Below are 26694 nucleotides of genomic sequence, written 5' to 3'. Positions count from 1 at the left end.
TCTCGCAGGAGGCAGTCCATTCCAGACCATCCTCGGTGCCGTCTCTGCCTTATAGCCGGTAGGGGGTGGGTAATTACGGCATTCGCTGCGGCCCCACGCAAGAGGCGCTTGGAACACCGGTATAGCTGGCCGACGTGGCCGCACCGTAATTGTAATCTCCCTGAACGTGCCGGCTCTGATACGTCCAGTTTGTGTTCTGAAGGTAGCTCGGCGGAATGACCCCGCCGACATTGACCGCGGACGAATAAGTCACGAAGCCATAGCGAAAATGCGTCGTCACGTCGGCGCTGGACCGCATCGTCGTATCGAACAGCACGACCGCCTGCCGCAGCGCCTCGATCTTCGAATTGCTGCTTTCCTGATTGTAATAGCCGGTCGTCTGGTCGCCGCGCGTGTACGACACCACGCCGTTCGCGCAGCTCGCCGGATCGCTCGGCTGACATGACATCGAACCGGTCGTGTCGAGCACGAACATCACATCGGTATCCGCGAGGTCGAACACCGCCTGGCACGCAACGGTCAGCTTTATCGCCGGCTGGCCGAAAAAGGTCATCAACGTCATCGGTACCGTCGCAGTGGCGCTGCCAGTCACGGCGTTGGCGACGGTCGAGTTCGTTCCGTTGACCGCTTTGGTCGGCGTGAACGCCACCGCCGTGCTCGAATAGAAACCCGATTTGAAATTGTTCGCGAAAAAGCTCTGCGCCTGCGCGGATGCCGTGGAATCGAGCGCTGTGGTCGTCGATGTGTCGGTCATCGTCTTGCGCCCGGCCAGAACGCCCGCGTCGCACGCTTGTTGTAGCCGGACCTTGACGACGTAAAGCCGCCCCATGTCGATCGCCGAGCCGGCGAACCCGATCAGCGGGACCATCGCGGCCGCCATGATCGCCAGGGCGTTGCCACGCACATCGTGTCGCAGGCGGCTCAAAAATGGTCGTACGTCGTCTTTGGGTTTCGCGATACGCCGGAACATGGTTACGCCTTGAACATAAGATCGGGCCGCCTTGAACAAGAGGCGGCTAAATTGGGTACAAGATCGATGGTAAAAGGTGCGTTAACCGCGGCGCAGGCCAGGTCGGCCGAGCGGGCCCTGGCGCTTTCCTATGCGGCCGAGACCGCGCGGCCGGGGCTAGCCGCGCTTTTCTCGCTCGACGATACGCTGGGGCAGATCCTGCGGACGACGCGCGAGCCGTTGGTGGGACAGATGCGGCTGACATGGTGGCACGAGGCGCTGCGCGCGCTCGACAGCGCGCCGCCCCCCGCGCAGCCTGTTTTACAGGCGCTCGCCGACCATGTGGTGGCGCGGGGCGTTAGCGGCGCGCAGCTCGCCGCGATGATCGATGGGTGGGAAGCACTGCTCGAAGCCGAGGCGATCGACGGACCCGCGCTGCAGCTCCATGCTGAAGCGCGGGGGCGCGGTTTGTTCGTCGCGGCGCGGACCGTGCTTGGCGGCGCGCCAGCCGACCCCGTCGAGGCGGCGGGGGAGGGATGGGTGCTGGCCGACCTCGCGCGCCACGTACGCGACCCGGCGGTCGCACGTCGCGCCGCGACGTCCGCCTCACAGGCGATCGCAGCGGCAACGGCGGTGCGCTGGAGCCGCGCCGGGCGCCCGCTCGGCGCGCTGACGCAGCTGGCGCGGATGGACCTGGCGGTCCCGCTTGATACCGCCGTGCCGCATGGGGCACCGCGGCGGGTCGCGCGACTGGCGTTGCACCGCATTACCGGACGATAGACTTTCGCAAGGCGCCAGAACGGGTTATCCTGCCGCGACGATCGTGGGGGGACGATATGTGGCGCTATCTGGTGGGCGGGCTGGCGGCTTTGGCGCTGGCGGCGGCGGGGATGCTGGTGTTCAATCGCAACGCGCGCTCGGTCGCCGCGTTGCCGCTGGCGCCGGTCGGGCAGGGGCAGGGGCAGGCGACGGGCGCGGCGGCGCCGCTCCCCGATACCGTTCCCGAGGCGAGCGACAGGACGCGCGAGCAGAAGCGCTTCGACCGCTACGACAAGGACCGCGACGGCAAGGTGACGCGCGAGGAATATCTCGCCGCGCGGCGCAAGGCGTTCGCCAAGCTCGACGTCAACCATGACGGCCTGCTGGCGTTCGACGAATGGGCAGTGAAGGCCGAAGGCAAGTTTGCCGCGGCCGATGGCGACAAATCGGGCGCGATGACCCCGGTCGAATTCGCCAGGACCGCGGTCAAGCGCAAGCCGCCGCGCGTGCGGCGCGATTGTCCGCCGGCGGCCAAGGACGACGCGCCGGCGAACGCCGAGGAGAGCTGAACGGCGGCGTTACGCTGCCATCCACGCCCCAAGCGCATCGCGGGCACGGTCGGTGTAAATTTTCTTGCGGTCGGCCTTCTTGGTGCGGCCTTCGATCGGCGGGAACAGGCCGAAATTGACGTTCATCGGCTGATACGTCTCGGCGACAGCGGCGCCGGTGATGTGGTGGAGCAGCGCGCCGAGCGCGGTTTCGACCGGCGGTGGCGTCATCGCGGCCCCGCCGAGTTCGGCCGCGGCGAAGCGCCCCGCGAGCAATCCGATCGCCGAGCTTTCGACATAGCCTTCGCAGCCGGTGATCTGTCCGGCGAAGCGGATATTAGGGCGCGCCTTCAGCCGCAGCGTCGGATCGAGCAGTTCGGGCGAGCGGATGAAGGTGTTGCGGTGCAAGCCGCCCAATCGCGCGAACTCGGCATTCTGAAGACCGGGGATCGTGCGGAACAGGCGGACCTGCTCGCTATGCTTCAATTTGGTCTGGAAGCCGACGATGTTCCACAGCGTGGCCGAGGCATTGTCCTGGCGCAGCTGCACGACCGCATAGGGCCAGCGCCCGGTCCTCGGATCGTCGAGCCCGACCGGCTTCATCGGCCCGTAGCGCAAGGTGTCGACACCGCGCGATGCGGCGACCTCAATCGGCATGCAGCCTTCGAAATAGGGGACGTTCTCCCATTCCTTGAACTCGGTCTTTTCGCCTTCCATGAGCCCGGTGTGGAAGGCGAGATATTCGTCCTTCGTCATCGGGCAGTTGATGTAATCCTTCGTATCGCCCTTGTCCCACCGCGACGCCATCCAGGCGGTCTCCATGTCGATGCTGTCGAAATGGACGATCGGCGCAATCGCGTCGAAGAAAGCGAGCGCATCCTTGCCGGTCGCGCCGCCGATGTTGTCGGCCAGCGCGGGCGCGGTGAGCGGACCCGTCGCGACGATCGTGAGCCCCTCGGCGGGCAGGAGGTCGACGCGTTCGCGGACGATCGTGATATTAGGGTGCGCGCTGAGCGCTGCGGTGACGCCGTCGGAAAAGCGATCACGATCGACCGCGAGCGCGGAGCCTGCGGGCACCTTGTGGACGTCCGCCTCGCGCAGGATCAGCGAGCCGAGCGTGCGCATTTCCTGGTGGATCAGCCCGACCGCATTGCTCGTCGCATCGTCCGAGCGGAAGCTGTTCGAGCAGACGAGTTCGGCAAGGCCGTCGGTCTGGTGCGCCGGGGTCATCTCGCCCGATCCGCGCATTTCGGAGAGCTTCACCTTGAAGCCGGCCTCGGCGAGCTGCCAGGCGGCTTCGGAGCCCGCAAGGCCTCCGCCGATAATGTGTACGTCGTGTGTCATGTGCTGGCTGATAGCGGGCGCGGGGCGGGGTGGCAAAGGCCGTGCGTGCGGAGCGCTTGGCGGCCCCGCGTCGACAGCAATGCGTTCGCGAGATGACAGAAACTTCACGCATGAAATTCGGGACTTAGCGCGCTCTGCCTCTACCGCTCGCCTCCGCCGCGCGATATGGTTGCGCTCGGAGAACGTTCCTCGCGGTCGAAAGCCGCCCCTTACGGAGTCGTGTCATGGCGATCGGCCGGTATCTTGCTGCAGCGGTGATATGGTGGGGCGTCGCGGCACCCGGCGCGGCACAACAGCCGCCGGTCCAGGCCAAGACCGGGCCCGACATCGTCGTTCAAGGGCTGTCGGATACGCCGAGCGCATGGCGTCGCGCCGAGTCGGCGCATGTCATCGTCACGAGCAAGGGGAGCGAGGCAGAACTCAAGCGCGTCACCAACACGCTCGAGCGGCTCTATGCGTTGATGGCGCGGCTCTATCACCGGACCAATGCCGCCGACGACACGGTGAAGCTGCAAGTGACGCTCGTCGACTCGGCCGATTTCTTCAAGGCGATGAAGCTGCGCAACCTGCGCTCCGAAGAAGGCCCCTATGCGACGACCTTTGCGGGCGAGCGCTATTACGATCCGCGCGAGGACGGTCCGGTCCTCGCCGTCGCGCGGACCGATCAAGTGATCAAGCTTTCCACCGCGCTCGCCGAGGATCGCGATCTCGAAGATGGGTCGACGTCGACCAATGACGAGGCGAGCGGCGGGACGAGCATGATGGGCGCGATGGCGCGTGCGCCGATCGCACGGCGATGGGAGGCGGTGCTCTATTCGGCGTTCGCGCAGCATTTTCTGCTGACCTACGTGCCAGCCGCCTATCCGCGCTGGTATCTCGACGGGGTCGGCGCGTTGTTCTCGACGCTCGAGGTGCGGCGGGACGGCAAGGTCGACTATGCGCGCGATCCGCTCGATTACCGTCAGGTGTTCAATGCCTATGGGCCGCTTCGCGTGAAGCCGATCATAACCGGGGAATATCTCCAGGGGGATACGGGCAAGATGCGCTGGACGCCGTATCATGCCTGGCTGCTCACGCATTTCTTCCTCTTCTCGCAGCTCAAGGCCGAGCGGAGCGCGCAATTCCAACGCTATATGGCGGCGATCGGACAGGGCGTGCCGATGGCCGAGGCGGCAAAGGTGTTCGGCGATCTCAGCCGTCTCCAGCACGATCTCGACATCTATCAGGAGCGCGGCACCGAATATGCCCGCGCCGACGCGGTGCCACCACCGGGCGGCGATCCGTCGATCAACGTCGTGCCGCGCAGCAGCGCCGCCGTGATCGAGGCGCGGCTCGAGCTAGGAACTCGGCTTGCCGCCGCGCCGGCCGACAGCGGATGGGTCGCACGGCTGCACGATACGGTGGCCGATCTGCCATACAATCCCGAGGCGTTGCTGACCCAAGCCGAGGTCGAGTGCCGCGCTGGTCAGAATGCCGCCTGTCTCGCGTCGGCCGAGCGCGTGCTTGCCAGGGCTCCCGACAATATCCGCGCGCTCGCGTGGAAGGGGATCGCGCTGACGCATCAGGCGCTGGCAGGCCCCACGGCCGATCGCGTGGCCGCGCTCAAAGCGGCGCGCGTGCCGATCGTCCGCGCGCTGCGGATCGACAACGATACGCCGCTCCCGTTGCTCGCCTTCTTCAACAGCTATGCCGAGGCGGGCGAGCCTGTGCCCGACCAAGCGATGCTCGGGCTCGTCAAGGTGACGCAGGAAGTCCCCGCCGCGCCCGGGCCGCGGCTGCTGCTCGCGCAGGAACTGGTGCGGCAGGGGCATGCCGATCTCGCGCGGCAAGTGCTGATACCGGTGCTCTATGGCGGATACGATTCACCCGAAAAGACCCGGGCACAGGCGCTGCTTGCGGCGTCGGGGGCTGCGCAACACGCCGCGCGCTGAGCCGCGGCATCACGGCGGACGCATTGATCGCGCGACGCTTCGTACCGACATGGCGGACGAGGAGTTGCGATGAAGATCTATACGATCGGGTATGAAGCCACGACGATGGCGGCGTTTATCTATGCGCTGACTCGTGCGGGCGTCGCCCGCGTGATCGACGTCCGCGCGCTGCCTTTATCGCGCCGGCCGGGTTTTTCGAAGACGTCGCTTGCGGCGTCGCTCGCCGAAGCCGGAATCGATTATGTCCATCTGAAAGCGCTCGGCACCCCCAAGCGCGGGCGCGATGCTGCCAAGAAGGGCGATGTGGCGACGCTCGAGGCGGTCTATGCCGAACAGCTCGTTCTGCCCGAAGCGCAGGCGCAAACCGCGCGGATGCTGGAACTCGCGGCGGAGAAGCCGAGCGCCCTGTTGTGCTTCGAGCGCGACCCGCGGCATTGCCATCGCACGCTGCTGCTCGAGGCCGAAGCGGCGGATGCCGAAGTGATCGATCTGTTCGCTTAAAGTGTCGTCATACTTTGCTAAGCATCAATCTTAGGAACACAGCTGCGTAGCGTCTGTTATCGGTCGAGGGCCAATACCCGAGTAGACAGGATTATGGGCGTGCGCAGCATCAAGGAGCTTCAGACGGCGCGGCGTGAGCAGCGATACCCGACTCGCTTCGCCGGGACAGTGATCGTCGATCGCCAGCGACTTGCGATCGAGATCGCCGATATTTCCTGCGTCGGCGCGTGCGTTCGCGGGCACGATTTGCCGCAGCGCGGCCAGGAAGTCCTGTTGCTGGCCAAGGATCTCGAAGTCGTCGGTACCGTGGTCTGGAGCGACGGCACCGCGTGCGGCGTCAACTTTCACAAGCCGATCGCGCCGCTCGCCGTCGTTCGCAGCAATCCCTATCTGCCCAACCTCAACACCTTCACCAAAGCGGTGGCGATGCGCGGTTGAGCCTTGCGCTCAGCCGGCGACGGGCAGCTTGACCTTGCCGTCTGCATCGCGCTCGAGCGGGCCGTAGGCGATTACCGTCTCGAGCAGCAGCGGACCGCCGTACAGATGCGGGAAGAGCTGGCCACCGCGCGACTCTTCCCATTTGAGGCCCGCACCGAACGATCCGAGATCGACCGCTGCGACATGCAGATCGCTCTGCCCGGCGAAATGCTTGTCGACCGTCTCGGTCAACTGCTCGGCGGTCGAGAGGTGGATGTAGCCGTCGGCAAGATCGACCGGCGCGCCGGCGAAGGATTCCTCCTGCTCCAGCGTCGCCATCTGCTCGGCGGTGAGCACCTTGTACGCGGTCAGCGGCAAGTCGCTCATTCGCCATTCTCCGGGCCGGCGGCGAGATCGTCGCCGGTATCGGCGGTGTCGTCGGGCGCGATCTCGACCGCGGTCAGGTCGCGGACGTCGGCCTCGGCATCGCCTTCGGACTCTTCGATTCGCGCGGCCGAGACGACATGCTCGTTCTTGCCGACATCGAACAGCTTCACGCCCGCCGAATTGCGCCCGATCACGCGCATCGAGCCGAGCGTGGTGCGGATCACCTTCGCCTGATCGGTGACGAGCATCAGCTGATGGCCCTTGGTCGCAGCGAAGCTCGCAACGACGAGGCCGTTGCGTGGGATGTTGTCGATATTGGTGATGCCCTGGCCACCGCGGCCGGTACGACGATAGTCATAGGCCGAGGACAGCTTGCCATAGCCGTTCTCGCAGACGGTCAGCACGAACTGCTCGCGCTCCATCAATTCCTGATAGCGCGCGGCCTCCATCGTTGGCTCGCCCTCGCGCTCGCCCTTCCACGGCGCGAAACGGAGATAATCCTCGCGCTCGTCGGGCGTCGCGCCGACGCGGTGGAGGATCGACAGCGAGATGACCTTGTCGTCACCCTTGAGCGCCATGCCACGCACGCCGGTCGAGTTGCGGCTCTGGAACTCGCGCACTTCGTGGGCGGCAAAGCGGATCGCCTTGCCCGCGCGCGTGGCGAGCAGGACGTCGTCTTCTTCGCTCAGCAAAGCGACGCCGATCAGGCGATCGTCTTCGTCGATCCCCTCGAACTTCATCGCGATCTTGCCCGCGGTCGGGATGTTGGCGAACGCGTCCATCGAGTTGCGGCGCACGCTGCCGTTTGCGGTCGCGAACATGACGTGGAGCTTGGCCCATTCGGCCTCGTCCTCGGGCAGCGCGAGCACGGTCGAGATGACCTCGCCCTCGGCCAGCGGAAGCAGGTTGATCATCGGCCGGCCGCGTGTCGCAGCACCCCCCTCGGGCAGCTTCCAGACCTTCATCCGGTAGACCTTGCCGAGCGTCGAGAAGAACAGCACCGGCGTGTGCGTCGACGTCACGAACAAATTGGTGATCGCGTCCTCGTCCTTGGTTGCCATGCCGGCGCGGCCCTTGCCGCCGCGTGCCTGGGCGCGGAAGGTGTCGAGCGTGGTGCGCTTGATGTACCCCTGCATCGTGACGGTGACGACCATGTCCTCGCGCTCGATCAGATCCTCGTCGTCGATGCCATCGGCGGCAGCGGCGATCTCGGTTTTCCGAGGCGTGGCGAATTCGGCGCGGACCGCGACCAGCTCTTCGCGCATCACGGCGTAGAGCTTTGCGCGGTTGGCGAGGATCTCGAGCAATTCGGCGATCGAATCGGCGAGGCCCTGGAGCTCGTTGCCGATCTCGTCGCGCCCGAGCGCGGTCAGGCGATGCAGGCGCAGGTCGAGGATCGCGCGGACCTGCAGTTCGGACAGGCGATAAGTCGCGCCGGTAACCTCGGTATCGACCGCTTCGACCAGGCGGATATAGGGCGCGATGTCGGCGATCGGCCAGTCGCGCGACAGCAAGGCTTCGCGCGCCGCGGCGGGGCTCGACGAGCCGCGGATGATCTTGACGACTTCATCGAGGTTGCTGACCGCGATGACGAGGCCGAGCAACAGATGCGCCCGCTCGCGCGCCTTGGCGAGCTCGAACTTCGAGCGGCGCGTGATCACTTCCTCGCGGAAGCCGACGAACGCCTCGAGGATGTCGCGCAGGTTGAGCAGTTCGGGACGGCCGCCGCGGATCGCGAGCATGTTCGCCGGGAAGCTCGACTGCGCCGGGGTGTGCCGCCACAGCTGGTTAAGCACGACGTCGGGGGTCGCATCGCGCTTGAGGTCGATGACGATGCGCACGCCCATGCGGCTCGATTCGTCGCGAATATCGCTGACGCCTTCGATGCGCTTGTCCTTGGCGGCTTCGGCGATCTTCTCGACCAGGCCGTTCTTGCCGGTCTGGTAGGGGATCTCGGTCAGCACGATCGAGCGGCGGTCGCCGCGACCTTCCTCGACGACGTAGCGCGAGCGGATGATCACCGAGCCGCGGCCCGTCTCATACGCCGAGCGCGCGCCCGAGCGGCCGAGGATGATCGCGCCCGTTGGAAAATCGGGACCGGGGACGATCTCGAGCAGTTCCTCGGTGGTGAGCGCCTCGCGAGCGCCGGTCTTGGCGTCGAGCATCGCGAGCGTCGCGTCGATCACTTCGCCGAGGTTGTGCGGCGGGATGTTGGTCGCCATGCCGACCGCGATGCCGCCGGCGCCGTTGACGAGCAAATTGGGGAAGCGCGCGGGGAGGACCGAAGGCTCGCGTTCCGAGCCATCGTAGTTCGGCGTGAAATCGACGGTGTCCTTGTCGATGTCCTCGAGCAGCGAATTTGTCACCTTGGCGAGACGCGCCTCGGTGTAGCGCATCGCCGCGGCTTTATCCGGGTCCATCGAGCCGAAATTGCCCTGGCCGTCGATCAGCGTGACGCGCATCGACCAGTCCTGCGCCATGCGGACCAAGGCGTCGTAGATCGAGCTGTCGCCGTGCGGGTGATACTTACCCATCGCATCACCGACGATGCGCGCGCATTTGCGATACGGGCGGTTGTAGACGAAGCCGCTTTCGCTCGCCGACCACAGGATGCGGCGGTGGACGGGCTTCAGGCCGTCACGAACGTCGGGCAGCGCGCGCGCGACGATCACGCTCATCGCATAGTCGAGATAGCTCGACTTCATTTCGTCGACGATCGAGATCGGCGCAATATCGGAAGGGTCGGCGAGCACGGTCTCGTCGGTCAATTTTCGGTGCCTTCGGCTGTGTTACGGGATTGCGACAACCCTAGCCCAGCACGGCGACGAATGCCACCCCTGCGCATGTCCCGGATGGGGGCGCAGGGGTGGGGAGAGCGTTATTTGCAGGCGCTCTTGGTCTTGTTGCCTGGCAGCGAGCAATTGTAGGTGACGGTCTTGCCGTTGGCGAGTTTGGCCTGGACCATGCGACCGCCGGTGGTGGTCGTCTTGGTGGTGCGCGAATGTGCGACGGTGGTGGCCTTGACCGCCGTGGTGGGCGGGGTGGTCTTGGTGGTCGTCACCATCGTCTTGGTCGTCGGCGCGGCGGCTGGCTTGGCGACGGTGGTCTTGGTGGTCGTCTTGGTCGCGACGGGTGTCTGCGCGAGTGCGGCGGTGCCCGACAGCAGGACGATGGCGGTGAATGCGTGTCTGATCATGACGGTCCCCTCAAAAAACCTTCGAGCGTTATGCGCGATGGCCGGGAGAATGCGGCCGATTTGCGACCATATCAATGGGTCGACGATGACAAGTTCGTCATCGTGCGGCGGTTGCTTTCCCGTTCGGGCTGAGCCCGTCGAAGCCCCACTTGCACCGGCACTTGGGGAGCGGCGCCCTTCGACAGGCTCAGGGCGAACGGGCCGGAGAGCACCCCGTTGGCTTAGAAGGGCACTTCCTTGCCTTCGAAATCGAACAGTTTGCCGGTATCGGGCGCCTTCAATTCCTCGATCACGTCGAGCAGTTGCAGCGCGGCGCGCTCGGTGTCGAACAGCCGGCCGGGCTGGACATTGCCCTGGAACGGCTTGGACAGCGCGGTGTCGACCGTGCCGGGATGCAGCGCGACGACGATCGCGCGATCGTTGCGGCGCTTTTCCTCGATCGCGATCGTGCGCACGAGCATGTTGAGCGCGGCCTTCGACGCGCGATAGCCGTGCCAGCCGCCCATCTTGTTGTCCGAAATGCTCCCGACCCGTGCCGACAGCGCGGCGAAGACGTTGCGCCCGGTCTTGGGCGTGATCGGCAGGAAGTGCTTAGCGACGAGCGCCGGGCCGATCGCGTTGATCGCGTGGACGCGCGCCAGCCATGCCGGATCGAGCTCGCGCAGCGCCTTTTCCGGGCCACGCGCGTCGCCGTGAAGGATACCGGTCGCGACGATCACCAGCGTCGGCGCTGGGCCCTTGGCGACGTGCGCTGCCGCTGCCGCGATGCTCGCCTCGTCGGTCAGATCGAGATGCTGCGCGCCGGTGCGCGACCGCGCGAAACCGTGGACGACGTCGTACGCGCCTTCCTCGATCAGCGCCGCTTCGAACGCTGCGCCGATCCCGCCCGAGGCGCCGATGATGACGGCCGCGCCGCTCATGACCGCGCGAACCGCCAGCGATCGGCCGTGCTCTCGGCCTTGTCGAAACGATAGCCGTCGGTGTCGAAACCCTTCATGTCGTCGATCTCCGTGATGCGATGTTCGCACAGCCAGCGCGCGACGAGTCCACGTGCCTTTTTGGCGTGGAAGCTGACGAAACGCGGGCCATCGGGGCCGGGCTCGCGGAAATCGACGTCGATCACCCGCACGCCGTCGAGCTTGCCGAGCACCGCGCCGAAATATTCCTGGCTAGCGAGATTGAGCACGACGCCCGATCCTTCGTCCGCGACCTCCTCGCGCACCGCGGCGGCAATGCGGTCGCCCCACCATTCGTACAGGCTGTGGCGGCGTGGTGCCCAGCGCGTCCCCATCTCGAGGCGATACGGCTTCATCGCGTCGAGCGGGCGGAGCAGGCCGTACAACCCCGACAGCATCCGCACATGATCCTGCGCAAAGGCGATCGCGGGCTCGTCGAGCGTCGGCGCCTCAAAGCCGGTATAGACGTCGCCGGCGAAGGCGAACAGCGCGGGACGCTCGGGCGCATCGGCGAAACCGGCGAAGCGGTCGGCGTTGAGCTTGGCGAGCTTGGGCGAGATGTGCATCAGCTCGGACAGCCGTTTCTGCGACAGGTTCGCCGCCGATTTGGCGAGCGATTCGGCCTCGGCCACGAAGCGCGGCGTCGTCGGCGTGAGGGCGGGCAGGGGACTCTCGTAATCGAGCGTCTTGGCGGGGGAGAGCAAGGCGATCATCGCCCCGCCGTTAAGCTTCCGCCGCGAATGCGTCAAAGAGTCTCGCGTCAGGGATATATCGGGTTCAAGCGGTGTTCAGTCGCGGTGACACTACTGCCGTCGCTTGACGGTATACCCCGCGGCGTTAGAGCGGCGGCAGCAATCCGCCGCGCGCGGCCGCGCGGCAAGAGGAGAGTTCGACAATGAAGATGGTCTCGAAAATCGCTTTGGCTGCCACGCTTGTCGTCGGCATGAACGGCGCGGCGCTCGTCGCCCCCGCCTTCGCCGCAAAGAAGGAAAAGGCCGCCGATGCGGCCGCGCCGAGCCTGTCGAAGGAAGCGCGCGCTGCTGCGGTCGAAGTGCAGACCGCGATGAACGCGACCCCGAAGGATCTGGTGAAGGCCGCAGCATCGCTTGACGCGCTCGATGCCGCTGCCAAGAGCGACTATGAAAAGTACCTCGCCTCGGGTCTGCGCCTCGCGCTGATCAATGCGCAGACCGCCGGCCAGCCCGAAACGCAGCGCGTCGCCGCGCTGACCCCGCCGCTCGACGCGATCATCGCCAATCCCGCGACGCCGAAGACCGAACTCGGCATTCGCTATAACGAGCGCGCCGGTTTCGCGTTTGCGACCAAGGATTATAAGCTGGCGGCGCAAGACTATATGAAGGCGCGCGAGCTCGGCGCGACCGATGCCGACCTCCAGCTCAACATCGCGCGCTCGAAGGTCGAAGCCGGCGACGTCGCTGGCGGCACCGCCGATCTCGAAGCTGCAGTGAAGGCCGAGAAGGCCGCTGGCCGCAAGGCGCCAGAGGCTTGGTATAAATATGCCTTCACGCGTCTGACCAAGGCCGGCCTGACCGAGCAGGCCGATGCCTGGACCGCAGCCTGGCTGACCGAATATGGCACGGCGCCGAACTGGCGCGGTGCGATCTACACCTTCGGCTTCCAGGGCCCGGCGGCGGTCAAGTACAGCAAGAACCGGATCGATCTGTTCCGCCTGCTGTGGGCGACCAAGAGCCAGGCCGGCCAGCGCGAATATATCGACTATGCCGACGCCGCGCTGACGATCGGCCTGCCCAATGAAGCCAAGACCGTGATCGACGAGGGTCTCGCGTCGGGCGTGATCCCCAAGGGCAACATCACCGCGACCGAGCTGCAGACGCGCGCCAAGACCGGGATCGCGGGCAGTTCTTCGCTCGCCATCAAGGAAAAGAACGCGATGGGCGCCCCGAAGGGCGATCTCGCGCAGCAGGCGGGCGACGCCTATTTCGGCACGCGCAACTACGCCAAGGCGATCGAGATGTACCGCCTGTGCGAGACCAAGGGCGCACCCGACGCCGACCGCAACAACCTCCACCTCGGCATGGCGCTCGCGCTGTCGGGGGATCGTGCCGCCGCCAAGACGACGCTCGCCAAGGTCGCCGCCGAGCCCAACAAGGCAATCGCGCGGCTGTGGACGGTGTTCGTCGACGCGCCGCCTACGGCTGCATGAGGATCGTCTGAGACGTGACGCGAAAAGGGCGGCCCTCGGGTCGCCCTTTTTGTTTTGGCAGGATGCCGGTCAGGCGATCTCGAGGCCGGCGGTCAGCGCTTCGATCAGCGCATCGACCTTCGGACTGAGCTGGCGGCTGCGCGGCCAGACGAGATGCAGCGGCAGCCCGACCGTCGCCAGCTCGGGCAGGATCTCGATCAGTTCGCCGCGCGCGAGCTCGTCCTTGATCAGCCAGGTCGCCAGCTGCGCGACGCCGAAGCCTGCCTTGACCGCGCCAACCTGCGCCTCGGCGCTGCCGAGCACGATCCGCCCGTCCATCGTCCGCTGTTCGATCGCGCCCGCAGTATCGGCGAAGCGCCACGCAATCGTGCTGCCATCGGCGCGGCCGTAGAGAATGCAGTCGAGCGCGGTGAGCGCCTCGACCGAAGCCGGCGCCCCACGGCGCGCGAGATAGCCGGGCGCCGCGCAGAAGATCACGCGCTCGCTCCCGAGATAGCGTTGCCCGAGATTGTCCGCCCAAACCTCCGAGCCGCCGATCCGGATTGCGACGTCGACGCTTTCCTCGATGATGTCGACCACGCGATCGGTGAAGGTGACGACCGGGCGCACCCCGGGATGCTGTTCTGCGAAGGCGAGCAAGACCGGCATCACTTGCATCCGCCCGAACGCCACCGGCACGTCGAGCTTGAGCCGCCCGACGATTTCGGAGCGCTGCGCGGCGAGCACCGCCTCGGCATCCGCCAAGTCGCCGAGCACGCGCGCGCAGGTTTCGTAAAAGGCCGCGCCGGCGTCGGTCAAGGCGAGACGGCGCGTCGTGCGGTCGAACAAGCGGCTGCCGAGCCGCGCCTCGAGCCGCGCGACGCTCTTGCTGACCGCCGAGTTGGTGAGGTTGAGGCGTGCGCCGGCGGCGGTGAAGCTGCCGGCATCGGCCGCGCAGACAAATGCTTCGATGCCCTTGAGACGTTCGGACGGGATCAAACCTAGCTCCATTCTGGAATTTCTGTCGCACCATAGCGGAAAAAACGCCGTGCGACTGAACTTTCCGTCGCGCGTTAGAGGCGGCTGAACAGGAGCCTGCCCATGTCGTCCGTCGTCCATCCCCATCTCGCAGCGCCGCCCGCGGTACCATCGGCGGGGCGCGGGCTCGCGGTGCTGCTACTCGCCATCTCGGCGTTCGTGATCGTGACGACCGAGTTTATCATCGTCGGGCTGCTGCCGAGCCTGTCGCGCGATCTCGGGGTTTCGATCTCGACCGCGGGTCAACTCGTTACGCTGTTCGCTTTCACGGTGATGCTGGCGGGGCCGTTCCTGACGGCGCTGCTCTCGCATTTCGAGCGCAAGCGGCTGTTCGTCACGATCCTGGTGATCTTCGCCGGCGCCAACGCGCTTGCCGCGGCCGCGCCCGACATCTGGATTCTCGGTCTCGCGCGCTTCCTTCCCGCGCTCGCGCTGCCGGTGTTCTGGGGCACGGCGAGCGAGACTGCGGGCGAGCTCGCCGGGCCCGAAAAGGCCGGCAAGGCGGTCGCCAATGTCTATCTCGGGATTTCGGGCGCGATGGTGCTCGGCATTCCGATCGGCACGCTCGCCTCGACCGCGTTCGGCTGGCGCGGGACGTTCTGGGGGCTGGCGGGGCTGTCGCTGGTGATGGCGGTATTGCTGTTCGTGGTGATGCCGACGCTGGCGCGGCCGGCGCGCGTGAAACTCGCCGAGCAGGCGCGGATCCTCAAGGACCCGTATTTCCTCGGCAATGTCGTGCTGTCGGTGATCGTCTTCACCGCGATGTTCACGGCGTACACCTATCTCGCCGACACGCTCGAGCAGATCGCGAAGATCCCGGTCTCGCAAGTCGGCTGGTGGCTGATGGGCTTCGGCGTCGTCGGGCTTGGCGGCAACTGGCTGGGCGGGCAGTTCGTCGGACGTGGGCCGCTGATGGTGACCGCGGTCACAGCGCTCGTGCTCGCGATCGGCATGGCGGCGACGACGCTGGTGGCGGGCTGGCATCTCTGGCTCGCGGTGGCGATCGCGGTGTGGGGGATCGCCAATACGGCGCTCTATCCGATCTGCCAGGTCCGCGTGATGCAGTCGGCGAGCCATGCGCAGGCGCTTGCGGGCACGCTCAACGTGTCGATGGCGAATGCCGGGATCGGGCTCGGCGCGATCATCGGCGGGTCGGTGATCCAGCATCTCGGGCTGGGGACGGTCGGCTATGTCGCAGCGGCCATCGCCGTGCTGGCCGCGATCGTAGCGGCGCTGGTCGGTCGGCTCAAGCCGGCGCGCGCCGCCGCATAAAGCCCCCACCGCTTTTCAGGAGTATCGTCATGCCCAAGGTTTCGATCACCACCGATTATGCCGCGCGCGATGCCGGCATCGCGATCAACAGCTACACCACCGTCCTGCGCCGCCCGCGCGTGCCGCACGACGTGTTTGCGACCTATTGGCGGGACGTCCATGGCCCGCTCTGCTCGCGTATTGCCGGGCTCGGCTGGTACGTTCAGAACCATTTCGACCGCGAGCAGGATGCGCATCTCTGGCCGGAAGTCGACGGGATCGCGCCGTTCCCCGACTATGAACTCGATGGTGGGGTCGAGATCGGCTTCTTGTCGGCGGACGATCAGGGCGTGTTCAACGCAGCGAGCTCGATCCTCTTCGCCGACGAGCAGAACATGTTCGCCGCGACCGTCGCATACGCTCTGCCGGACGGGTCGCGCACTTTGGTCGACCGCTTGCCCGACCCGGTTCCCAATGGCGATGACGGGATCGACCGGATCCACGTCCATTTCGGCGCGGCCGGGACCGACGCGAAGGCGTTCGGCGACTTCATGAGCAATTTTGCCGAAACGCTTGCGGCGGAGCCAGCGGTGCTGAAGCTGCGGCTGCATCTTCCGCAGACCTATGACAATGCCGAGCCGGCACCGCCCGCCCCCAATGTCGACCATCAGGTGCCGCCCGAGCGGACGACGATTGCCGTGGTCGAGATCGCGTTCGAGACGCCGATGACGCGGCGCGCCTTCTTCGAAACCGAAGCGTTCCGCGCGACGATGGACGCGCAGAAGGCGCATATCGCCTATGCGTCGGCGTTCGCGGTGAGCGGGGTCTACACCTATGTCCGCGACAAGACGCTGACCATTGCCGGACTGCGCGGCAGCCGCGCGGCGCAGCTCATCGAGCGGCTCGGCGCGAACAATCAAGTCGCGGACGATGTCTGCGACCTGATCCGGACCGGCTCGCTCACCTAAATGCAACCGGGGCCGGCACTGCGCCGGCCCCGCCACCCCGTCAGGCGGTCTGCTTGGCGAGCGTCGGATAGTCGGTGTAGCCCTTCGCGCCGCCGCCATAGAGCGTGGCCTGATCGATTGTGTTGAGCGGCGCATGCTGCTTGAACCGCTCGACCAGATCGGGGTTGGCAATGTAAGGCTGCCCGAACGCGACCAGATCGGCAGCATTCGACTCGACTGCCTTGGTCGCGAGTTCGAGCGTGTAGCCGTTGTTCGCCATATAGGTGTTGGCGAAGCGGCGGCGCAGCGAGGCGTAATCGAACGGCGCGAAATCACGATCGCCGCCCGTCGCACCCTCGATCACATGGAGATAGACCAGGTCCAGCGCGCTCAGCGCATCGACGATATGGTCGAACAGCGGCTGCGGGTTGCTGTCTGAAACGCCGCTTGCAGGGGAGACCGGCGAGATTCGAATGCCGGTGCGATCGGCACCGACCTCGGCGACGACCGCCTTGGTCACCTCGAGCATCAGTCGTGCGCGGTTCTCGATGCTGCCGCCATACGCGTCGGTCCGGTGGTTCGCACCGTCCTTGGCGAACTGGTCGAGCAGATAGCCGTTGGCGCCGTGGACCTCGACGCCGTCGAAACCGGCACGGATCGCGTTGGCGGCCGCGCGGCGGAAGTCCTCGACGATGCCGGGCATCTCATCGAGTTCGAGCGCGCGCGGCGTCGAGGTGTCGACAAAGGCATTGCCGACGAAGGTCTTCGCTTCAGCGCGGATCGCCGAGGGCGCGACGGGGGCGCCGCCGTCAGGCTGGAGGTCGACATGCGAGATGCGCCCGACATGCCATAGCTGGAGGAAGATCTTGCCGCCCGCCGCGTGGACCCGGTCGGTCACGACGCGCCAGCCTTCGACTTGCGCATCGGTGTAGATGCCGGGCGTGTCCTGATAGCCCTGGCCCTGCTGCGAGACCTGCGTCGCCTCGGCGATGAGCAGGCCGGCGGTGGCGCGCTGTGCATAATAATCGGCGGCGAACGGGCCGGGGACGAAGCCCGCCGCCGCGCGGTTACGCGTGAGCGGGGCCATCACGATGCGATTGGCAAGCGGGATCGTGCCGAGCGTGTAGCTGTCGAACAGGGTAGCCATTTGTGTGTCTTTCGGTCGGTGAGGGGGATCAAGCGGCAGCGATTTCGCGGATCGCGCGCTCGAAGAGTTCGGTCGGCTGGCCGCCCGAGATCAAGTGACGATCGTTGATGATGATCGCGGGGACGGAAGTGATGCCGCGCGATTGCCATAGCTGCTCGGCGGCGCGGACTTCGCGGGTATAGGCGTCGCTCTCCAGGATTTCCGCGGCGCGTGCCCGGTCGAGCCCGACCTTTTCAGCGAGCGCGACCAGGACGGCATGGTCCGAGGGATCCTGCTGATCGGTGAAATACGCCTGGAACAACGCGCGCTTGAGGTCTGCTTGCTTGCCTTCGAGCTCAGCCCAGTGGAGCAAGCGGTGCGCGTCGAAAGTGTTGTAGATGCGGCTGTCGGCGCCCATCGCCATCGTGAAGCCGAGATCGGCGGCGCGCTCGCGGATCGTCGCGCGGTTGGCGGCGGATTGCTCGGGCGTCGCGCCATATTTCTCGGCGATATGCTCTCCGATGTTCTGGCCGTCCTTGCCCATCTGCGGATTGAGTTCGAACGGCTGGAAGGTGATTTCGGCATCGACCACGTCGCTCGTCCGCGCGAGCGCGTCCTCGAGCGCGCGCAACCCGATGATGCACCACGGGCAGGACACGTCGGAAACGAAATCGATCTTCATTGGCTTGGGCATAAGGCACCATCTGCGGTTGGAGTGTTGAAAGGCGATGTGGGGACTGGGCGGCGCAAAAACAGGGGTGGGAAACACTTGCGCTCAATTAAATCGCGCACAATATAAAAGCTCCTTTCGATCCTCACTTCAGGAGACCCACGATGAGCACGCTCTACAGCACCAAGGTAACCGCAGTCGGCGGCCGCAGCGGCACGATTCGCAGCGACGACGGCTTGCTCGACCTCCAGCTTGCGATGCCGACCGCGCTCGGCGGCAAGGGCGGCGCGACGAATCCCGAGCAGCTGTTCGCCGCGGGCTACGCCGCCTGCTTCGAAAATGCGGTGATCCATGTCGGCCGCAGCAAGCCGCAGAAGGTCAAGGATGACGATATCCTCGTCGTCGCAGAGGTCGGCCTGTCGCCCAACGCTTCGGGTGGCTTTGTCCTGTCGGTCGCGCTCGACGTGACGATCACCGGGCTCGATCAGGCCGCTGCCGAGGCGCTCGTCGCGCAAGCGCATGCGGTGTGCCCCTATTCGAACGCGGTAAAGGGCAATATCGACGTCAAGATCACCGTCACCACCAAGTGACGCACACGGAGGCGGCGATGCGCGAAGACGACGATTTCCTGCGGCTCGACCGACAGGTCTGCTTCCCTCTCTACGCCGCCTCCAATTTGTTCGGCCGGTTGTATCGCCCGGTGCTGGCAGAACTTGGGCTCACCTATCCGCAGTATCTGGTGATGCTCGTGCTGTGGGAGCAGGCGCCGCAAAGCGTCGGCGCGCTCGGCGAGCGGCTGCATCTCGACAGTGGCACGCTGACGCCGCTGCTCAAGCGGATGGAGAGCGCCGGGCTGGTGACGCGTCAGCGCGATTCCGCCGACGAACGCCGGGTGCTGGTCGGCGTGACCGCACAGGGGCTGGCGTTGCGTGACGCCGCGCGCGCGGTGCCGCAGACCTTGGCGAGCGGGCTCGGCCTGTCGGCGGCCGAACTTTCCGATCTCCGCGCGACGGTGCAGCATCTCGTCGGCGTTCTCGCGACCGCCGAGGCGGAGGTCTCCTAGGGCCTCAGCCCGCGAGCCGGTGCACGCCGTCGTCGCCCGGCAGGAGCGACCGCGCCTGCGAGTCGGCGACGAAGGCGAGGCACTGCGCCATCGGCATCGGGCGCGCGAGGTGATAGCCCTGCATCATCTGGCAGCCGAAGGTCCGCAACATACGCAGATCGTCGATGCTCTCGACGCCCTCGGCGGTCACGTCGATCCGCAGCGACTGGCCGAGATTGAGCACGGCCTTGACCAGCACTTGATCGCCCGCCGAATCGGCAAGCCCCGAGACGAAGCAGCGATCGATCTTGAGGCTGTCGACCTTGAGCGTACGCAGCAGCGACAGCGACGAATAGCCGATCCCGAAATCGTCGATCGCGATGCGGATTCCCGCATTCGACAGCGCCATCAGCTTGCGTGCGCAATCGGCGGTGTCGAGTGCGGTCTCCTCGGTGATCTCGATCTCGAGCGCGGTGGGGGGCAAGCTGCGCTCCGCCAGCGCGGACAGGATCATCCGGTCGACCGGCAATTGCGACATTTCGCGCGGCGATACGTTCATCGCGACGGTGACATGATCGACACCGCGCTCGCGAAGCGCCGCGATCATCGTGCAGACGCGGTCGAGGATCAGGTCCATCAGCGGCCGTGCGAAGCCCGCCTTGGCGGCGGTCGCCATCAGATCGGCGGGCATGATCCAGCCGAGCGTCGGATGCTGCCAGCGCACCAGTGCCTCCAGCCCGAAGACCCGGGTGCCGCCATCGCCGAACATCGGCTGGAACCACACGTCCACTTCAGCCCGGATCAGCGCCGCGGGCAGATCGCGCTCGATGTCGCGGCGCAGGTCGAGCGTGCTGCGCAGATCGTCGCCGAACACGTGGCAGCGATTCCGCCCTGCCGCCTTGGCCGCATACAGCGCGAGATCGGCGCAGGACAACATTTCGGGCATCTCGCTGTCGTGCGTCAAATGCAGCCCGACGCTCAGCCCGACACGCGCCACCGTGCCGAAGGTCGGGTAGGGCGCCGCCACCGCGCCGATCAACCGGTCGGCGAGATCGAGCGGCGGGGTGAGCGCGGCGTCGGCCGCGAGCAGGACGGCGAACTCGTCGCCACCCCAGCGGCTGATAAGGACATCCTCAGGCAATTCGCGACACAGCCGTTGCGCCACCTCGACCAGTACCTCGTCGCCGATCTTGTGACCGAACACGTCGTTGATCGCCTTGAAGCCGTCGAGATCGAGCAGCATCAGGCAGAAGGGCGGCTTGGCCCGCTCCATCTGCGCCGCAGCGGCGCGCAGAAAACCGGCCCGATTGAGCAAGCCAGTCAGATGGTCATGGTCGGCGCGGTGGCGCATCTCGCTCGCGGAGCGCTGCGCGCTGGCATTCGCGGATTCGAGCGAGCTGTTGAGCGTCGCCATGCAGTGCGTCAGCGCGCTGGCGCGGCGGAAGGTCGCCTCGGCCTGCCGCGCGGTGGCGACCAACGCCGCCCAATAGAGCACCATCGTCGCCGCGAGCATCGTGCGATCGAACCCGCCGACCGCGAGCAGCGCGATCGCGGTCGAAACGATCGGCGGCGTGATGAAGGCGATCGGCACGCGCGCGCACGCGCCGCCATGCGACACCGCGCCGGCGGTTATGCCGCAGCCGACCGCGAGAAAGAACAACGATTACTGCGTCGTGTAGAGCGCGCACAGCCACGGCAGCGTCGCCCACGCGCACCCCGACGCGAGCGTGACGACCCACAAGGCGCGGAGCTGGCGTTCGACGGCCGCGGGGGTGACGGGCGGTGTTGCCGCGCTACGACGACCTCGCGTGCGCCACTGCAAGACACCGCGTGCGATGTTGACGCTCAACGATGCAGCGAGCCAGAGCAGCGCCATGCGCGTGGCGCCGGCGTGCCACGCGACGGCGGCGCAGAGCAGGGTGAGCAGGACGTTGATCGGCAGCGCGATCGCCACGCTGCGCTGCGCCTCGACCAGCTGATCGACCCGGACTCGCCAGTCCGAGCACGACGCTTTCCCAAAGGCTGACGATGCGCCGGGAGATTCGCCGGATAGAGTGGTATCGACCATGACTGCCCCTTGCACGCTATCCGTAACGATCGGGTAAAAATGGCGGCTGGCTGCGGGATGTTCCGGAAGCGATACCACTGCCGACCGCATGAGATCGGAGTGGAGACGTGGCGTGTGGGTGGATTGATCGCCGCCAAGCGGTTGCTTAGATGGCGGGACGCGGTAGCCTATGGCGCGCTCCTCCAGGGGCGAGGTGTCGGCCCTTCAGCCCAATCCACCGGAGCGATCGACGATGTGCAACCGCGCCCGACTCAGCTACGAGCCCGAAACGCTCCACACCCACCTCGCGACGGTGTTCGAACCCGAGCGCCCGCTCGACAATCGTTTCAACCCGCGCGAGCTGATGCCGCGCGGACGCGCGTATGTCGTGCGCGAGGAGGCCGGGCGACGCGGGCTCGATATCATGGCGTGGGACGTGCTCGGCGGCGCGGCGGCGTGGCCGATGACCAACGTCCGCAATCTCGGCCTGTCGCAGTGGCGTGCGCTCGCCGCCAGCCCCGAGAATCGCTGCCTCGTACCGCTCAGCGAATTTTGCGAATGGACGCCCGACGCGCAGGATCTCGGCGACGGCAAGAAGCCGCTCAAGGGCGAGATGTGGTTCCAGGTGACCGACCAGCCGCTGTTCTGCGTCGCTGGGTTCTGGCAGCGTACCGCCAAGGGCAACGGCTTCACGATGGTGACCTGCGACCCCAATCCGCTGGTCGCGCCGATCCATCCCAAGGCGATGGTCACGATCCTCGCGCCCGAGGATCACGAGCGCTGGCTGCGTGGCAGCTATGACGATGTGGTCGCGCTGCAGCGCCCGTATCCGGCGGAGCGGATGACGGTGCGCGGGCCGGTGTTCCCGACGCGGCGGAACGAGACGTAGCCATCCCCCCGCCGTCACCTCGTCCTTGGGCTTCGCCTTGCCAGCGTCGCGGATCAACCACCGATACAGGCTCGGCAGCAGCACCAGCGTCAGCAGCGTCGAAGTGACGATCCCGCCGATCACCACCGTCGCCAGCGGGCGCTGAACCTCCGCACCGGCGCCACTCGCGATCGCCATCGGCACGAAGCCGATCGAGGCGACCAAAGCAGTCGACAGCACCGGCCGCAATCGATCACGCGCGCCTTGACGCACCGCGTCGTCGACCGGAAGCGCATCGCCGTCGCGGCCGTCGCGCAGGCTGTTGATATGATCGATCAGCACCAGCCCGTTGAGCATCGCGATCCCCGACAGCGCGATGAAACCGATCGCCGCGGTGATCGAAAAGGGCATCCCGCGCAGCCACAGCGCCAGCACGCCGCCCGTCACCGCGAACGGAATGCCGGTATAGACGATCGCCGCCTCCTTCATGCTGCCAAGTGCTGCATAGACCAGCAGGAAGATCAGGATCAGCGCGGCGGGCACGACGATCGACAACCGCTTCTGCGCCGCCTCGAGCTGATGGAACTGCCCGCCGAATTCGATGCGATAGCCTGGCGGCAGCTTGACCTGCTGCTCGACCTCGGCGCGCGCCTTTTTGACATAGCCTGCAAGATCGCTGGTCTTGAGATTGACCATCAACGCTGCACGGCGCTTGCCGCCGTCGTGCAGGATCGGCTCGACCGCGCGGATCGTCCGCAAGTGCGCGACGCGTGACAGCGGAACCATGCCGTATTCGCCGACGCGCAGCGGCAGCGCGAGGATCGAAGCGGGATCCGCACGCAGATCCTCCTTCATCCGCACGACGATCATGTGGCGTGCTTCCTCGTGCGGGATGAAACCCTCCTCGGTCCCCGCGATCGCATCGGTGATCGCCTTGTTGACCTCGGCGGTCCCCAGCCCAAGCCGGTTGAGCGCCGCATGGTCGAGCTCGACGACGACGCTCTTCGGGCGCCCGGCGGTCTCGAACTCAACACCGGCCGTGCCGGGCTGCTTCTCGAGAATCGCCTTGGCCTGCTTGGCCGCCTTTTCGAGCACGTCGTAATCCTCGCCGAACACCTTGACCGAGACGTCGGCGCGGACGCCCTCGAGCATCTCGTTGAAGCGCATCTCGATCGGCTGGGCGAATTCGAAGGTCTGGCTCTTGTAGACCTTCCGCCCGATCTTCTCGATTCCTGCGACCAGCTCTTCCTTGGTCTTGGGCTTGCCCTCGCCGGTCGGCCAGTCCTTGAGCGGCGCGTAGAAGATGTAGAGATCGTTCTCGTTTGGCGGCATCGGATCGGTCGCGACTTCGCTCGTGCCGATCCGTGAGAAAGTGTGCGTCACCTGCGGGAACTGGCGCTTGATCTGGCGCTCGGTTTCCTTCTCGATCGCCAGGCTACGGTCGAGCGACATGCCGACCGGACGATAGACCATCGCGGTGATCGCGCCCTCGTCGAGCTGCGGGGTGAATTGCGAGCCGAGCGTGCGGAAGACGAGGAACGTCCCCGCCAGCAGGATGAGCGCGCCGAGCACGAGCAGCTTGGGATGCGCAAGCGCGCGCTCGAGCACGGGGACATAGCTGCGTTCGGCATAGCCGATCAGCCCCGTCTTGCCGCCGTCGCCGGCTTCGCCAGCGGGCGCGCGCAGCAGCCAGGCGGCGAGCGCGGGGACGATCGTGAAGGTCCAGATCAGCCCGGCGAAGATCGCGAGCATCACTGCTTGCGCCATCGGCTGGAACAGCTTGCCCTCGACCCCGCCGAGGCTGAGCACGGGCACATAGACCAGCGCGATGATCACGATCCCGAACAGCGTCGGCCGCGCGACCATCTTGGCTGCATCGGCGACGGTCTGGCGGCGTTCCTCGGGCGTCAGATCCTCGCCCTTGTCGCGCCGTCGCTCGGCGAGCAGCCGGAGGCTGTTCTCGATCACGACGATCGACCCGTCAACGATCAGTCCGAAATCGAGCGCGCCGAGACTCATCAGATTACCCGACACGCCGATCGCGGTCATGCCCGAGACGGTTACGAGGAAGGCGAGGGGAATGACCAGCGCGACGATCAGCGCCGCGCGCCAATTGCCCATCACGACGAGCAAGACGAGCGCGACGAGCAGCGCGCCTTCGCCGAGATTGTGCTCGACCGTCGAGATCGCGCGATCGACCAGATCGGCGCGGCTGTATTGCCGGTCGAGCACCATCCCCTTGGGCAGCGCCGCCTGGATATCGGGCAATGCATCCTGCACGCGCAATGCGACTTCGCGGCTGTTCTGCCCGACGAGCATCATCACCGTGCCGAGGACGGTCTCGCGCCCGTTCTGCGTTGCTGCCCCCTGGCGCGGGGCCGAGCCGATCACGACGTTCGCCAGATCGCGGACTTGCAGCGGCAACACGCCGGCGGCGAACTTGACCGGGATCGAGCCGATCTCGGTCGCATTGGTGACGCGTGCCTTGGTCAGCACGGTGAAGCGCTCGGGCCCGCGCACGATGATCCCGCCGCCGGCATTCTCGACATTCTTGCCGACCGCATCGGCGAGTTCGCCCGCGGTCACGCCGTGCATCGTGAGGCGTGCGGGATCGGGCTGGACGACGAACTGCTGCTCCATCCCGCCGTTCGAATTGACGTCGGCGACGCCGGTGACCGCGCGCAGCATCGGGCGGACGGTATATTCCTGCGCCTCGTAGAGCTCCATCAGCTGGCGCTGCGCGTCATAATCCTTGGGCGGATTCTTCCATTCGAGCGTGTAGTAATAGATTTCGCCCAAGCCCGTCGTGATCGGCGCCATTTGTGGCGTCGCACCCGGCGGAAGCTGATCGCGCACCGCCTGGATTCGCTCGGCGACGAGCTGGCGCGCGCGCAGCTGGTCGGTCCCGTCCTTGTAGAGCAAAGTGACCTGGCTCAGCCCGGTCTTGGTCAGCGAGCGCGTTTCCTGCAGGCCTGGCTGGCCCGCCATCGCCCGCTCGATCGGCAGCGTCGCGAGCCGCTCGATCTCCTCGGGCGCGAGCGAGGGGACCATCGTGTTGATCTGGACCTGGACGCCGGTGATGTCGGGAATTGCGTCGATCTTGAGCGCCGAATAGGCGCCCATGCCGAGCATCGCGACGATCGCGGTGACGATCGTCACCGCCAGCCGGTGACGCGTCACCAGCGCGAGCAACCAGCCGATCATCGCGCGAGCGCGGTCCCGCCGTTGAGCGCACGCAACTGGAGCAACGCCTCGAGCGCCTCGCGCCGCGTATCGAGCACGGCGTTGGTCGCCTCGATGTAGGATTGCTGCATCTGCATATAGACCTGCAACGGGATCGCGCTGAGCCGATAGTTGCGGTCGGCGTCGGCGGCGGCATCGGCAAAGCCCTGCGGCGTGCTGCCCGACCATTGGCCGAGCGCCTTGCGCTTGGCCTCATATTGCGCGGCCTGGTCGAACACGTCGCGCTCGATCCGGCGCTCGGCGTTGATCAGCGTGGCATTGGCCTGCGCCTGGCGGCCTTGTTGCGCGGCGACGTCGCCCGCCTGGCGATTCCATACCGGCAGCGTGGTCGACAGCCGCACACCGTAATTGGTCTCGCGAATGTCGGAGCGGGCGCGGTCGTAATACGGGCCGACGCCGACGATCGGGATGCGCGACTTGCGCGCAAGATCGACGCGCAGGCCCTGCTGGTCGAACTGCGCGCGTAGCGACTTCAATTCGAAATTGTTGGCGGCGGCACTCGCCGCAAGCGCTGCGCCCGAGGGGAGATCGGGCAACCGCATGTCGGGGCGGATGACCCGGATCCGCGCCGCGAACGGTGCACCGCGCAACTGATTGAGCTCGTACAGCGCCGAATTCGCCTCGGCATCGGCCATCGCCGCGGTGCGCTCGGCGGTGATCGCGCCGGCCTGGAGCGATGCCGCTTCGAGCCGTGGGGCAGGGCCGGCGGGATCGCGGGCGACGAGAACGCGCGAAAGGTCGCGCATCCGTGCGGCGACGGTTCGTGCGGTGGCGGCCTTTTCGTCAGCGGCAAACAGTCCGTACCCGAGCGAGCGCGCCCGCGCGGCGAGCGTCGCGTCGAACTGCTGGAGACCGATCTTGGCAAGGTCGATCTGTCGCTCGGCGATCGCGCGACGCAGCGCGATCCGCCCGCCGAATTCGATCGGCTGGACGATCGACACGGCATAGGTCTGCCCGTCGCCAAGCAGCGCGCCGGTGGTGCGGTCGTTCGCACTCCGCTGGCCGAATTCGACCACGGCCTCGGGGTCGGCCCAGCGCCCGGCGGCGGCGCGTTCGACGCCGGCGGTCTCGATCTGGCGCTGATAGAATTGCCGCTCGGGATTGTTGGAGATCACATCCTGCGCGAGCCGGTCGAGCGACATCCCCGTCGTCTCCTGCGCTGCCGCCAGCGCTGGCGTAGCGGCGAGCACCACCGCGAGGACAAGATTCCGCATGCTACTTCCTTCAGACCGAGCTGCACCCGTTAGCGGCGCGAGCGCTCGCGTCGACTAAACACGAGTTCAGACAGAAGGGTCCGCTGTGGTCCAGTG

The 26694-nt window shown here is 66.5% G+C and carries 24 protein-coding genes and 1 pseudogene; 11 read left to right on the top strand and 14 right to left on the bottom strand.

Going from position 1 to position 26694, the window contains the following annotated elements:
- Window positions 1–73: 73 nt before the first annotated feature.
- Window positions 74–904, bottom strand: a complete 831-nt coding sequence (locus QN347_RS09635) for a pilus assembly protein TadG-related protein (protein ID WP_322163038.1) — start codon at window positions 902–904, stop codon at window positions 74–76.
- A gap of 132 nt (window positions 905–1036) precedes the next feature.
- Here QN347_RS09635 and QN347_RS09630 point away from each other — a divergent pair, with 132 nt between their 5' ends.
- Window positions 1037–1729, top strand: a complete 693-nt coding sequence (locus QN347_RS09630) for a squalene/phytoene synthase family protein (RefSeq protein WP_322163040.1) — start codon at window positions 1037–1039, stop codon at window positions 1727–1729.
- A 56-nt stretch (window positions 1730–1785) separates the two neighbouring features.
- On the top strand, window positions 1786–2277 hold the full coding sequence (locus tag QN347_RS09625) for a histidine kinase (RefSeq protein ID WP_322163042.1): 492 nt from the start codon (window positions 1786–1788) through the stop codon (window positions 2275–2277).
- Window positions 2278–2286: 9 nt separating this feature from the next.
- Here the strand turns inward: QN347_RS09625 and trmFO are convergent, their stop codons facing one another.
- Window positions 2287–3600 carry a methylenetetrahydrofolate--tRNA-(uracil(54)-C(5))-methyltransferase (FADH(2)-oxidizing) TrmFO gene (gene trmFO, locus QN347_RS09620; RefSeq protein WP_322163043.1) on the bottom strand — a complete coding sequence of 438 codons (1314 nt, stop codon included), beginning with the start codon at window positions 3598–3600 and terminating at the stop codon, window positions 2287–2289.
- A gap of 224 nt (window positions 3601–3824) precedes the next feature.
- On the opposite strand from trmFO, the gene QN347_RS09615 reads away from it, so the two are divergent.
- The 3 genes from QN347_RS09615 to QN347_RS09605 all read left to right on the top strand — a co-directional run bounded on the left by QN347_RS09615 (window position 3825) and on the right by QN347_RS09605 (window position 6470).
- Window positions 3825–5531, top strand: coding sequence for a hypothetical protein (locus QN347_RS09615; protein WP_322163045.1), 1707 nt, complete (start codon window positions 3825–3827; stop codon window positions 5529–5531).
- A gap of 69 nt (window positions 5532–5600) precedes the next feature.
- Window positions 5601–6032 carry a DUF488 domain-containing protein gene (locus QN347_RS09610; protein ID WP_322163047.1) on the top strand — a complete coding sequence of 144 codons (432 nt, stop codon included), beginning with the start codon at window positions 5601–5603 and terminating at the stop codon, window positions 6030–6032.
- Window positions 6033–6131: 99 nt separating this feature from the next.
- Window positions 6132–6470 carry a PilZ domain-containing protein gene (locus QN347_RS09605; protein WP_189675149.1) on the top strand — a complete coding sequence of 113 codons (339 nt, stop codon included), beginning with the start codon at window positions 6132–6134 and terminating at the stop codon, window positions 6468–6470.
- A 9-nt stretch (window positions 6471–6479) separates the two neighbouring features.
- On the opposite strand, the gene QN347_RS09600 is transcribed toward QN347_RS09605, so the two are convergent.
- From QN347_RS09600 to yaaA, 5 genes are all read right to left on the bottom strand, one after another.
- Window positions 6480–6836 carry a DUF952 domain-containing protein gene (locus tag QN347_RS09600; RefSeq protein ID WP_133189074.1) on the bottom strand — a complete coding sequence of 119 codons (357 nt, stop codon included), beginning with the start codon at window positions 6834–6836 and terminating at the stop codon, window positions 6480–6482.
- Window positions 6833–9604, bottom strand: coding sequence for a DNA gyrase subunit A (gene gyrA / locus QN347_RS09595; protein WP_133189073.1), 2772 nt, complete (start codon window positions 9602–9604; stop codon window positions 6833–6835). The genes QN347_RS09600 and gyrA overlap by 4 nt, the downstream gene beginning before the upstream one ends.
- Before the next feature lie 110 nt (window positions 9605–9714).
- Complete coding sequence (locus QN347_RS09590; protein ID WP_322163050.1) at window positions 9715–10032, bottom strand: hypothetical protein; 318 nt, start codon at window positions 10030–10032, stop codon at window positions 9715–9717.
- A 221-nt stretch (window positions 10033–10253) separates the two neighbouring features.
- A complete protein-coding gene (locus QN347_RS09585) occupies window positions 10254–10952 on the bottom strand; it encodes an SDR family NAD(P)-dependent oxidoreductase (protein WP_322163051.1) in 699 nt (232 codons plus the stop codon).
- Window positions 10949–11701, bottom strand: a complete 753-nt coding sequence (yaaA, locus tag QN347_RS09580; RefSeq protein ID WP_322163054.1) for a peroxide stress protein YaaA — start codon at window positions 11699–11701, stop codon at window positions 10949–10951. Before yaaA ends, QN347_RS09585 begins: the two co-directional genes overlap by 4 nt.
- A gap of 182 nt (window positions 11702–11883) precedes the next feature.
- Between yaaA and QN347_RS09575 the strand changes: the two genes are divergently transcribed.
- Window positions 11884–13173 (top strand): tetratricopeptide repeat protein, encoded by a 1290-nt coding sequence (locus tag QN347_RS09575; RefSeq protein ID WP_133189069.1) that lies wholly within the window; start codon window positions 11884–11886, stop codon window positions 13171–13173.
- Between the two features lie 69 nt (window positions 13174–13242).
- On the opposite strand, the gene QN347_RS09570 is transcribed toward QN347_RS09575, so the two are convergent.
- A complete protein-coding gene (locus QN347_RS09570; RefSeq protein WP_322163056.1) occupies window positions 13243–14151 on the bottom strand; it encodes a LysR family transcriptional regulator in 909 nt (302 codons plus the stop codon).
- Between the two features lie 102 nt (window positions 14152–14253).
- On the opposite strand from QN347_RS09570, the gene QN347_RS09565 reads away from it, so the two are divergent.
- Together QN347_RS09565 and QN347_RS09560 are read left to right on the top strand one after the other, a co-directional pair.
- Window positions 14254–15462: an MFS transporter gene (locus QN347_RS09565; protein ID WP_322163057.1), complete on the top strand. Its 1209-nt coding sequence runs from the start codon at window positions 14254–14256 to the stop codon at window positions 15460–15462.
- Between the two features lie 29 nt (window positions 15463–15491).
- Window positions 15492–16409, top strand: a complete 918-nt coding sequence (locus tag QN347_RS09560) for a hypothetical protein (protein ID WP_322163059.1) — start codon at window positions 15492–15494, stop codon at window positions 16407–16409.
- 40 nt (window positions 16410–16449) lie between these two features.
- Here the strand turns inward: QN347_RS09560 and QN347_RS09555 are convergent, their stop codons facing one another.
- Together QN347_RS09555 and QN347_RS09550 are read right to left on the bottom strand one after the other, a co-directional pair.
- Window positions 16450–17535: an alkene reductase gene (locus QN347_RS09555; protein WP_322163061.1), complete on the bottom strand. Its 1086-nt coding sequence runs from the start codon at window positions 17533–17535 to the stop codon at window positions 16450–16452.
- Window positions 17536–17563: 28 nt separating this feature from the next.
- Complete coding sequence (locus QN347_RS09550) at window positions 17564–18208, bottom strand: DsbA family oxidoreductase (protein ID WP_322163062.1); 645 nt, start codon at window positions 18206–18208, stop codon at window positions 17564–17566.
- Between the two features lie 140 nt (window positions 18209–18348).
- Between QN347_RS09550 and QN347_RS09545 the strand changes: the two genes are divergently transcribed.
- Together QN347_RS09545 and QN347_RS09540 are read left to right on the top strand one after the other, a co-directional pair.
- Window positions 18349–18774 (top strand): organic hydroperoxide resistance protein, encoded by a 426-nt coding sequence (locus QN347_RS09545; RefSeq protein WP_322163064.1) that lies wholly within the window; start codon window positions 18349–18351, stop codon window positions 18772–18774.
- Between the two features lie 17 nt (window positions 18775–18791).
- The gene (locus tag QN347_RS09540) at window positions 18792–19247 is read left to right on the top strand and encodes a MarR family transcriptional regulator (protein ID WP_322163066.1); all 456 of its coding nucleotides are present in this window, start codon (window positions 18792–18794) and stop codon (window positions 19245–19247) included.
- Between the two features lie 4 nt (window positions 19248–19251).
- Here the strand turns inward: QN347_RS09540 and QN347_RS09535 are convergent, their stop codons facing one another.
- Together QN347_RS09535 and QN347_RS09530 are read right to left on the bottom strand one after the other, a co-directional pair.
- Window positions 19252–20886, bottom strand: a complete 1635-nt coding sequence (locus tag QN347_RS09535; RefSeq protein WP_322163068.1) for a bifunctional diguanylate cyclase/phosphodiesterase — start codon at window positions 20884–20886, stop codon at window positions 19252–19254.
- A gap of 3 nt (window positions 20887–20889) precedes the next feature.
- The gene (locus QN347_RS09530) at window positions 20890–21294 is read right to left on the bottom strand and encodes a hypothetical protein (protein ID WP_322163070.1); all 405 of its coding nucleotides are present in this window, start codon (window positions 21292–21294) and stop codon (window positions 20890–20892) included.
- Window positions 21295–21526: 232 nt separating this feature from the next.
- Here QN347_RS09530 and QN347_RS09525 point away from each other — a divergent pair, with 232 nt between their 5' ends.
- Window positions 21527–22162 (top strand): SOS response-associated peptidase, encoded by a 636-nt coding sequence (locus QN347_RS09525; RefSeq protein WP_189675580.1) that lies wholly within the window; start codon window positions 21527–21529, stop codon window positions 22160–22162.
- Between the two features lie 69 nt (window positions 22163–22231).
- Here the strand turns inward: QN347_RS09525 and QN347_RS09520 are convergent.
- Window positions 22232–25345, bottom strand: a pseudogene (locus QN347_RS09520) (efflux RND transporter permease subunit); the annotation flags it as partial.
- The gene (locus QN347_RS09515) at window positions 25342–26598 is read right to left on the bottom strand and encodes a TolC family protein (RefSeq protein ID WP_322163075.1); all 1257 of its coding nucleotides are present in this window, start codon (window positions 26596–26598) and stop codon (window positions 25342–25344) included. The gene QN347_RS09515 and the pseudogene QN347_RS09520, both read right to left, overlap by 4 nt.
- Between the last annotated feature and the right edge of the window lie 96 nt (window positions 26599–26694).

Origin of the sequence: Sphingomonas sp. 10B4 (assembly GCF_035019905.1) — a bacterium.
Taxonomy (GTDB): Bacteria; Pseudomonadota; Alphaproteobacteria; order Sphingomonadales; family Sphingomonadaceae; genus Sphingomonas; species Sphingomonas glacialis.
Note: the sequence above shows the minus strand (reverse complement) of the source record. Positions and strands in the feature narration are given on the sequence as shown.

Excerpts from the sequence above, each read along its gene's own strand:
- QN347_RS09585 (WP_322163051.1), bottom strand. The coding sequence starts at position 10,952 with ATGAGCGGCGCGGCCGTCATCATCGGCGCCTCGGGCGGGATCGGCGCA.
- QN347_RS09610 (WP_322163047.1), top strand. The coding sequence starts at position 5,601 with ATGAAGATCTATACGATCGGGTATGAAGCCACGACGATGGCGGCGTTT.
- QN347_RS09575 (WP_133189069.1), top strand. The coding sequence starts at position 11,884 with ATGAAGATGGTCTCGAAAATCGCTTTGGCTGCCACGCTTGTCGTCGGC.
- QN347_RS09600 (WP_133189074.1), bottom strand. The coding sequence starts at position 6,836 with ATGAGCGACTTGCCGCTGACCGCGTACAAGGTGCTCACCGCCGAGCAG.
- trmFO (WP_322163043.1), bottom strand. The coding sequence starts at position 3,600 with ATGACACACGACGTACACATTATCGGCGGAGGCCTTGCGGGCTCCGAA.
- QN347_RS09565 (WP_322163057.1), top strand. The coding sequence starts at position 14,254 with ATGTCGTCCGTCGTCCATCCCCATCTCGCAGCGCCGCCCGCGGTACCA.
- QN347_RS09515 (WP_322163075.1), bottom strand. The coding sequence starts at position 26,598 with ATGCGGAATCTTGTCCTCGCGGTGGTGCTCGCCGCTACGCCAGCGCTG.
- QN347_RS09625 (WP_322163042.1), top strand. The coding sequence starts at position 1,786 with ATGTGGCGCTATCTGGTGGGCGGGCTGGCGGCTTTGGCGCTGGCGGCG.
- QN347_RS09615 (WP_322163045.1), top strand. The coding sequence starts at position 3,825 with ATGGCGATCGGCCGGTATCTTGCTGCAGCGGTGATATGGTGGGGCGTC.
- QN347_RS09540 (WP_322163066.1), top strand. The coding sequence starts at position 18,792 with ATGCGCGAAGACGACGATTTCCTGCGGCTCGACCGACAGGTCTGCTTC.
- QN347_RS09555 (WP_322163061.1), bottom strand. The coding sequence starts at position 17,535 with ATGGCTACCCTGTTCGACAGCTACACGCTCGGCACGATCCCGCTTGCC.
- QN347_RS09630 (WP_322163040.1), top strand. The coding sequence starts at position 1,037 with ATGGTAAAAGGTGCGTTAACCGCGGCGCAGGCCAGGTCGGCCGAGCGG.
- QN347_RS09545 (WP_322163064.1), top strand. The coding sequence starts at position 18,349 with ATGAGCACGCTCTACAGCACCAAGGTAACCGCAGTCGGCGGCCGCAGC.
- QN347_RS09550 (WP_322163062.1), bottom strand. The coding sequence starts at position 18,208 with ATGCCCAAGCCAATGAAGATCGATTTCGTTTCCGACGTGTCCTGCCCG.
- yaaA (WP_322163054.1), bottom strand. The coding sequence starts at position 11,701 with ATGATCGCCTTGCTCTCCCCCGCCAAGACGCTCGATTACGAGAGTCCC.
- QN347_RS09590 (WP_322163050.1), bottom strand. The coding sequence starts at position 10,032 with ATGATCAGACACGCATTCACCGCCATCGTCCTGCTGTCGGGCACCGCC.
- QN347_RS09525 (WP_189675580.1), top strand. The coding sequence starts at position 21,527 with ATGTGCAACCGCGCCCGACTCAGCTACGAGCCCGAAACGCTCCACACC.
- QN347_RS09560 (WP_322163059.1), top strand. The coding sequence starts at position 15,492 with ATGCCCAAGGTTTCGATCACCACCGATTATGCCGCGCGCGATGCCGGC.
- QN347_RS09530 (WP_322163070.1), bottom strand. The coding sequence starts at position 21,294 with ATGGTCGATACCACTCTATCCGGCGAATCTCCCGGCGCATCGTCAGCC.